The organism is Achromobacter sp. UBA5777 (assembly GCF_002418565.1).
GTDB lineage: Bacteria > Pseudomonadota > Gammaproteobacteria > Burkholderiales > Burkholderiaceae_B > Achromobacter > Achromobacter animicus.
Map to the genome: position 1 here is coordinate 1 of NZ_DIEJ01000168.1, position 7,482 is coordinate 7,482.

Genomic DNA, 7,482 nt, shown 5'->3' on the forward strand with positions numbered 1-7,482 from the left:
CGGACGAAGATGACGAAGGGGGAGGCCGGAGCGAAGGCTCCGGACCGCAATCGTGGGCGCTCGTGCCAACGGGGACTGCGGCGTCGGGCGACCTACGAAGATCGGACGCAGCCTGCCGTTATCGCCGCTGACGCATCCTAACCGCTACTGCCGCGAACGCTTGTACACCGGACCTACGTGTTGCTCGACAGCCTTCCTCGTCATCTTCCCCGCGCCCTCCAAGGCACCGGCGCGCTCTTCGCGCAGACGCCGCAGCACTTCGGCCGGCGTGACGCCGAAGTGAGCCGCGAACTTGCGCTGAAAGGTGCGCCGCGACATGCCGCAGGCGTCGGCCATGTCGTCCACCGACCAGCGCGCTGACAGCCTTGCCTCCATTTTTTCGACCAGCTCGCGGAACGGCGCGGCCACGCGGTCCTGCAGTCGCAGCGTCTGGCTGTACTGGCGCTGGTCGCCGTTGCGGCGCATGAAGACCACCAGCCGCCGCGCGACCTGCTGGGACAGCCCGGCGCCGAAGTCGCGTTCGATCAGCGCCAGCGCCAGGTCGATGCCGGCGGTGACGCCCGCGGAGGTCCAGTATTTGCCGCTTTCGATGAAGATGCGGTCGTCGTCGACGCGCAGGCCGGGGTAAAGCTGGCGGAGCCGGTCGGCCGAGCGCCAGTGCGTGGTCACGGCGCGGCCGTCGAGCAGGCCAGCGGCGGCCAGGATGAATGCGCCCGTGCAGACGCTGCTGGTGCGGCGTGTGCCGGCGTCGCGGCGGCGTAGCCAGGCGCGCGTTTCGCCGTGCGCCGCGGCGCGATCCACGCCAGGGCCGCCGGGCACCAGCAGCATGTCGATGGGCGCGTCACCGTCCGCCTCGAAGGTGCCGTCCACCTGCATGCGCAACCCCTGTTCCCAGGTGGTTACCACCGGCGATGCCGCGATCGTGTTCAAGGCATATAGCTGGCGGCCCGACTCTTCGTTGGCGGAGCTGAAGGCCTGCCACGGGCCGGCCAGGTCCAGCGGCTGGAAACCGTCGTACAGCACGAACGTCACGCGTTGTGGCGCGATTGGCGCGCTTTCTGGCGCACCGCGCGGCGCGCGTTCGCCTATGCTGGGTTCTGGCGTTTTCATGGGAGCAACGTCATGAAGGTGAATATCGTCTTGTTCGAAGGGCTGACTCAGCTTGATATGACCGGGCCGTACGAAGTGCTGGCGAACGCGCCGGGATTTACCGTGGATTTTGTCGCAAAAACGATGGAGCCGGTGCGCTGCGACCGGGGGTTGCGCTTCGTGCCCACGCAAACAGTCGACTCGGTGCCGCCTTGCGATCTGCTGGTCGTGCCGGGCGGGCCGGGCACGGACGACGCCATCGTCGATCCGGCGTGGGTGGATTTCACCCGCAGGCAGGGGCAGGGCGCCAAATATCTGTTCGGCATCTGCACGGGATCGCTGCTGCTGGGTGCGGCCGGGCTGCTGCGAGGCAAGCGGGCGTCCAGCCACTGGCGCGCGCGGGAACTGCTGGCGCGCTTTGGGGCCACGCCGAGCGACGAGCGCCTGTGTGTGGACGGCAATGTGTTCACGGCCGGCGGCGTGACGTCGGGGATCGATATGGGGTTGAAGGTGGTGGCGTCGCTTTGCGGCGAGGACGTCGCCAAGCTGATCCAGTTGCAGATCGAATACGATCCGAAGCCGCCGTTTCCGGGCGGCACGCCCAAGACGTCCGAGCCGGCGATTGTGGAGCGCTATCTGGCGATGTCGCAGGCGCGATTCGAGCGACGCAGCGCGGCGGTGGATCGGGCGGCGGCGGCCATGCGGTGAGGCGGTAAACATGGCAAGAGGGCGGCGATTCGGCCGTGTCGGCGGCGGCCATGCCGCGGGGGTGAGGTGGCGCGAAGATGGCGATGCCGTGGCGGCGAAGTTCATGCCGTCACAGCGGTGCCCCTGTCTTTGAAGAGGGGCGGCACAGCCTTTATCGCTGCGCCGCTCACCGCCCCAGATGGTCCAGCGGCAGCGGGCTCTGCGGCTTGACCGTCTGGATCGCGAAGTTGCTGCGGATGTCCTTGACGCCGGGCAGTTTCAGCAGGGTGTGCAGCAGGAATTGCTCGTAGCCGCGCAGATCGGGCACCACGACCTGCAACAGGAAGTCGGACTCGCCGGACACCAGATGCGCGGCGATCACTTCCGGCAGCGCACTGACCTCGTTGCGGAACATTTCGGCGTCGCGCTCATGGTGGCGCTCGACCTTCACGCCAACGAATACCGTCAATCCCAATCCGACCTCGTGCGGATCCAGCCGCGCTTCGTAGCCCTGGATGACGCCGGCTTCTTCCATCATCCGCACGCGCCGCAAGCAGGGCGAGGGCGACAGGCCGATCTGGTCCGCCAGCTCCACGTTGGTGAGCCGGCCGTTCTTCTGCAGCGCCTCCAGAATCCGGCGGTCGTAGGCGTCAAGTTGGCGTTTTGGCATAGGTGTGGGGAATTCAGGCTTGGATTGGTGTGTTGTGCCAGGAATGGTATCCAAGTTGGCAAGAATGGCAAGCACATGCCAGCCCCTTTTTTCTAGAATCTCGCCATTGAAATCTTGCGGTGGAGCGCGGTCATGGCCGATATGGCGTTGTTTCTGGGAGCCTTGCTGATTGTGTACGTGGTACCCGGGCCGGACATGATCCTGCTGCTGGAAACCGGCTTGCTGCGCGGCCGCGGGCAGGCGCTGGCGGTGGCGGCGGGCCTGGCGATTGCACGTGCGGCGCATGTGACGCTGGCCGCGCTGGGTCTGGCGGCCTTGTTCAAGACGCACCCGTGGGCGTTCGACGCGGCGCGCACGGTGGGCGGCTGCTATCTGGTGTGGCTGGGGATCCGTCTGCTGCGCGCGCCGCTGGCGATCCCGCCCTTGGACGGCGAGGCCGCGCCGCGCCATGCAGGCTGGGGACCCGCGCTGATGAGCGGCGTGCTCACCAATGTGCTCAACCCCAAGGCCTTGCTGTTCTGCTCGGTGCTCCTGCCGCAGTTCGTGTCGCCGGAGCGCGGCCCGATTGGCCAGCAGTTCGCCGTGCTGGGCGTCATCCTCGTCGGATTGGGCCTGACGTTCGACGTGCTGTGCGCGCTGGCGGGCGGCGCGGTGGGCCGCTGGATGTCCGCCAGCCCGCGCGCGCAAAAGATCCAGAGCCTGGTCTTCGGCACCGCCCTGATCGGCTTCGGCCTGCGCCTTACCTTCGCCAACCGCCCGGTCTGAGGTACGCGGCAATTTGCCGGGAGTTGGACATCCATGGTTTTCCAAGACCAAATGAGGTGTCAGACACCGGCCCTATGCGTCGAAATCCGCAACAAAATAAGGCCCGGCGCGCAATCGCGCGGGGCCCTATTGTTTAGCACCGCACCTGCTTTACTTGCCGAAGGCGAACGACGCTGCGTCGACCTCGTCAGCCTTGGCGGGCGGCGGGACGGCGCCGTCTTCCAGCAGTTCCGCGGGATCCAGTCCCTTGGTCAGCTCCAGCGCCTGGCGCTCGAACAGGCGCCGGTACAAGCCGCCCTTTAAGCGGATCAGCGCGTCGTGGCTGCCTTCTTCAATCACGCGGCCATGGTCCATCACCAGCAGGCGGTCCAGGGCCCGGACCGTCGACAGGCGGTGCGCCACGACCAGCGTCGTGCGGCCTTCCATCAGCCGGTCCATCGCGCGCTGGATCAGCACCTCGCTTTCGCTGTCCAGGCTCGACGTGGCTTCGTCCAGGATCAGGATGGGCGCGTCCGCCAGGAACGCCCGCGCAATCGCCACGCGCTGGCGTTCGCCGCCGGACAGCTTCACGCCGCGCTCACCGACGAGCGTCTCGTAGCCCTTGGGCAGCGCCATGATGAAGTCATGCGCACTGGCCAGCCGGGCCGCCTGCTCGATGTCAGCCTGCGACGCGCCGGGGCGGGCATAGGCGATGTTTTCCGCCAGCGTCCGGTGAAACAGCACGGGCTCCTGCTGCACGATCGCGATCTGGCCGCGAAGCGACGCCTGCTTCACGTGGGCGATGTCCTGCCCGTCGATGGTGATGCGGCCGCCGTTCACGTCATACAGGCGCTGGATCAGCTTGATGAACGTCGTCTTGCCCGAACCCGAGTGGCCGACCAGGCCCACCCGTTCGCCCGGCGCGATGCGCACCGAGAACCGGTCGTACAGCGCGACGTTGTGCGCGCCGTAGCGGAACGTCACGTCTTCGAACCGGATCTCGCCCGCAGTCACCGCGATATCGCCCGCACCCGGCCGGTCTTCCACGCCCAGCGGCTGCTTTTCCAGCGACACCAGTTCCTCCATGTCGTTGACCGAGCGCTGCAGGTTGCGGATGTGCATGCCCACGTCGCGCAGATAGCCTTGCAGCACAAAGAACATGGTCAGCGTGAACGTGATGTCGCCCACGCTGGCCTGGTTGCGCGACCACAGCAGCAGCGATGCGCCCAGGATCGAGGCCTGCATGGCGACGAGCATCGCGCCCTGGATGCCGCCGTTGAACGTGGCGCGGATCCAGGTGCGGCGCGTGCGGCGGCGCCACTTGTCGATGACGCGGTCCAGCCGCGCTTCTTCACGCGTCTCCGCGCCAAAGGCCTTGACCACGGCGTTGCAGCTGACCGCATCGGCCAGCGCGCCGCCCATGCGCGTATCCCAGGCATTGCCCAGGCGCGCGGCGGGCGCCACGTACGCCAGCGACAGCGTGGCGGTGACGGCGATGTAAAGCACCGAGCCCAGGCCCACGACCAGCCCCATCAACGGCCAATGCGCGCCCAGCAGCGCGGTGGCGCCCACCAGCATGACGATCGACGGCAGCAGCGCCACCAGCAACGTGTCATTGAGCAGGTCCACCGCCCACATGCCGCGCGTGATCTTGCGCACTGTCGAGCCCGCGAAGCTGTTGGCATGCCAGTCGGTCGAAAAGCGCTGCACGCGGTAGAAGGCGTTCGAGGCGATGCCGTTCATCATCTTCAGCGTGAAGGTGATGATGTTCTGGAACACCGCCTGGCGCAGCAGCGTCCCGCCCACGCCTAGCGCAACCAGCAGCCAGAAGGCGGTGATGGCGGCGGTCCAGGCAAGCTGGTCGCCGGCCGCACCCGAAGCCACCGCGTCGACCAGGCGGCCGGCGTACATCGGGGTCAGCACGTCGGCCACGGCGGACAGCAGCGCCAGCGCCATGATGACTACGATGCGCAGCGGCTGCCGGCCCCAATAGCGGAAGGTAAAGCCCAGGACATCCTTGAAGGCTTGTCCACGAAAATCGATTTTTTTTCTAGCCATTGCCATGGCCTGGCGGCAGTAAACACGCCAGGTTCCTTGAAAGGAAAGAGGAAAGACACGCCGTGCGCCGTAAAGGGCGCTGGCAACTGCGTTAGGGGTTCAGATGGGCACGGCGGACCGGTCGCCAAGTAGGTAACTGGCGATGGTGCCGCGCGGGCGACGACTTAATGGCGTCGCGGGGACACGCGCGGGACGGCGTTCGGCATGGGGTACATCATGCGGCCTCCCTGTCGGTGGGTGAGGGGAAAAAAGGAAGTGGGCACAGGCCCGAATTGCCGATTCTATCCAAGTGATGTAGGCGAATCAACGGGCCGTGCGTGGGAACGGAATGCGGTGTCGGTTTTTGTCAACGCGACAGGCGTGGTTGCCGCGCCGCTAACCGGGTAGCGACGCCGCGCCAGCAGCGGTATACCCGCCTTGATGGCTTGCTAGCCGCGCATACACGCCCTGCTTGCGCAGCAGTTGGTCGTGCGTGCCGGACTCGGCCAGCGTGCCGCGGTCCAGCACCAGGATCAGGTCGGCGTCGCGAATGGTGGACAGGCGATGCGCAATCACCAGCGTCGTGCGGTGGCGCATCAGCACGTCCAGCGCGCCGCGCACCTGCATTTCCGAAAGCGTGTCCAGATGCGAGGTGGCTTCGTCCAGGATCAGCACCGGCGCGTTCTTCAAGAAGGCGCGTGCGATCGAGATGCGCTGCCGCTGACCGCCCGACAACTGCATGCCGCGTTCGCCCACGCGCGTGGCCAGACCCTCGGGCAGGCGCTGCACGAAGTCGGCCAGCGCCGCCTGTTCCAGCGCGCGCATCAGGTCTTCGCGGCTGGCCTCGGGACGCGCCAGCCGGATGTTGCCTTCGAGCGTGTCGTTGAACAGATACGTGTCCTGGGTGACCAGTGCCACGCGCTCGCGCAGGCCGTCGAGCTGGAGTTGGCGCACGTCCACGCCGTCCAGCTTGACTGCGCCCTCGCGCGGATCCCAGAAGCGCAGCAACAGGCTGGCCACCGTGCTCTTGCCCGCGCCCGAGGCGCCGACGATCGCCACCGTGGCGCCGGCGGGCGCCGTGAAGCTAAGGTGGCGCAGCGTGTCCTGACGCTTGCCGGGGTAGGCAAAGCTGACGCGCTCGAAGGCGAGCGACAGGCCATGCGGCGCCACCGGCGCGGGCAGGGGGCCGTCCACGACCGGTTCGGGTTCGTTGGCCACCACGTGCAGGCGGCGCGTGGCGGCAATGGTGTCGGCCAGTTGCCGGCTGACCTGCGAGATCTCGGACACCGGCAGGAACGTCGCCAGCGCGATCAGCACCAGCAGCGGCAACATGCCGGCCGCCAGCGTACCGGCCTGCACCTGCAGTGCGCCCACGACAGCTACCGCGAGCCCGCCCAGGCCCATCGCGATTTCAAACCAGGCGGTCTGGCGGGACAGGTCGCGCAGAATGGCAAGACGCCGCGCCCGATAGTGGTCGGCCACCTGCAGGAACTGATCGCGGCGCCGGCCCGTCGCCTGGAAGGCGGTCAGGTCGGCCAGGCCCTGGATGGTGTCGGTGGTGTGGGCGCTCATTTCACCCAGCGCCTCGCGCGCCTTGTCGCCCAGGGCGTCAACGCGGCGCCGGCCGCGCACGGGAGAGACCAGCGCGTAGGCCAGGAACGGCAGCAGCGCCAGCGCCACCGGCCAGCTGTAGAACCCCAGGAAACCCAGCACGGACAACGGCACCAGCACGGACACGATGGCCGGCGCGATGGTGTGCGCATAGAAATACTCGACCATCTCCACGTCCTGCGTGGCCAGTGCGACCAGATCGCCCGAGCGGCGTTGCAGCAGGTACGCGGGCGCCAGCCGTTCGAGCTTGTCGTAGAGCTTGACGCGCATGTCGGCCAGGAGCTGATAGGCCATCGCATGCGCCAGCCAAGACTCCAGCCAATGGAACAGCGCAGCCAGCGGGGCGGCGATCAGCAGGCCAACGATCAGCGCGGTGGTATCGCCGCCATCGCGGATAGCGGCCACGATCAGGGCGCTGAACACGCCCACCCCGATGAAAGCGGCGACACGCGCCACGCCCAGCAGAATGGTGGCGATGAGCGTGCCGCGCCATGGGCGCACCACCGACAGCAGGGTGCCCAGTGTGGCGCGCCAGCCGACCTGATCGGCATCGGCGTCCAGCGACCGCTGGGCCGGGCCGGGCGCATTGCCGTCGTCGGACTCAGCGGCGGTGTTGTCCGCGGCCAGCCGCGCCGCGGGCGGCG

At 67.6% G+C, this 7,482-nt stretch carries 6 protein-coding genes; 2 read left to right on the forward strand and 4 right to left on the reverse strand.

Annotated elements, in window-relative coordinates:
* Nucleotides 1–144: 144 nt before the first annotated feature.
* Nucleotides 145–1,032, reverse strand: a complete 888-nt coding sequence (locus B3446_RS13290; protein WP_291381665.1) for a GlxA family transcriptional regulator — start codon at nucleotides 1,030–1,032, stop codon at nucleotides 145–147.
* A gap of 90 nt (nucleotides 1,033–1,122) precedes the next feature.
* Here B3446_RS13290 and B3446_RS13295 point away from each other — a divergent pair, with 90 nt between their 5' ends.
* A complete protein-coding gene (locus B3446_RS13295; protein ID WP_291381667.1) occupies nucleotides 1,123–1,797 on the forward strand; it encodes a DJ-1/PfpI family protein in 675 nt (224 codons plus the stop codon).
* Nucleotides 1,798–1,963: 166 nt separating this feature from the next.
* On the opposite strand, the gene B3446_RS13300 is transcribed toward B3446_RS13295, so the two are convergent.
* Nucleotides 1,964–2,446, reverse strand: coding sequence for an Lrp/AsnC family transcriptional regulator (locus tag B3446_RS13300; RefSeq protein WP_105238374.1), 483 nt, complete (start codon nucleotides 2,444–2,446; stop codon nucleotides 1,964–1,966).
* A gap of 132 nt (nucleotides 2,447–2,578) precedes the next feature.
* Here B3446_RS13300 and B3446_RS13305 point away from each other — a divergent pair, with 132 nt between their 5' ends.
* Complete coding sequence (locus tag B3446_RS13305) at nucleotides 2,579–3,211, forward strand: LysE family translocator (RefSeq protein ID WP_191577342.1); 633 nt, start codon at nucleotides 2,579–2,581, stop codon at nucleotides 3,209–3,211.
* A gap of 150 nt (nucleotides 3,212–3,361) precedes the next feature.
* Here the strand turns inward: B3446_RS13305 and B3446_RS13310 are convergent, their stop codons facing one another.
* Both B3446_RS13310 and cydC read right to left on the reverse strand, forming a co-directional pair.
* Nucleotides 3,362–5,248, reverse strand: coding sequence for an ABC transporter ATP-binding protein (locus B3446_RS13310; RefSeq protein WP_291381670.1), 1,887 nt, complete (start codon nucleotides 5,246–5,248; stop codon nucleotides 3,362–3,364).
* 375 nt (nucleotides 5,249–5,623) lie between these two features.
* On the reverse strand, nucleotides 5,624–7,482 hold a 1,859-nt coding region (cydC, locus tag B3446_RS13315; RefSeq protein ID WP_291381672.1), incomplete at its 5' end, for a thiol reductant ABC exporter subunit CydC.

What these genes read in the sequence shown, in the direction of transcription:
- B3446_RS13300 (WP_105238374.1), bottom strand. Translation starts at nt 2,446, where the DNA reads ATGCCAAAACGCCAACTTGACGCCTACGACCGCCGGATTCTGGAGGCG.
- B3446_RS13305 (WP_191577342.1), top strand. Translation starts at nt 2,579, where the DNA reads ATGGCCGATATGGCGTTGTTTCTGGGAGCCTTGCTGATTGTGTACGTG.
- B3446_RS13295 (WP_291381667.1), top strand. Translation starts at nt 1,123, where the DNA reads ATGAAGGTGAATATCGTCTTGTTCGAAGGGCTGACTCAGCTTGATATG.
- B3446_RS13310 (WP_291381670.1), bottom strand. Translation starts at nt 5,248, where the DNA reads ATGGCTAGAAAAAAAATCGATTTTCGTGGACAAGCCTTCAAGGATGTC.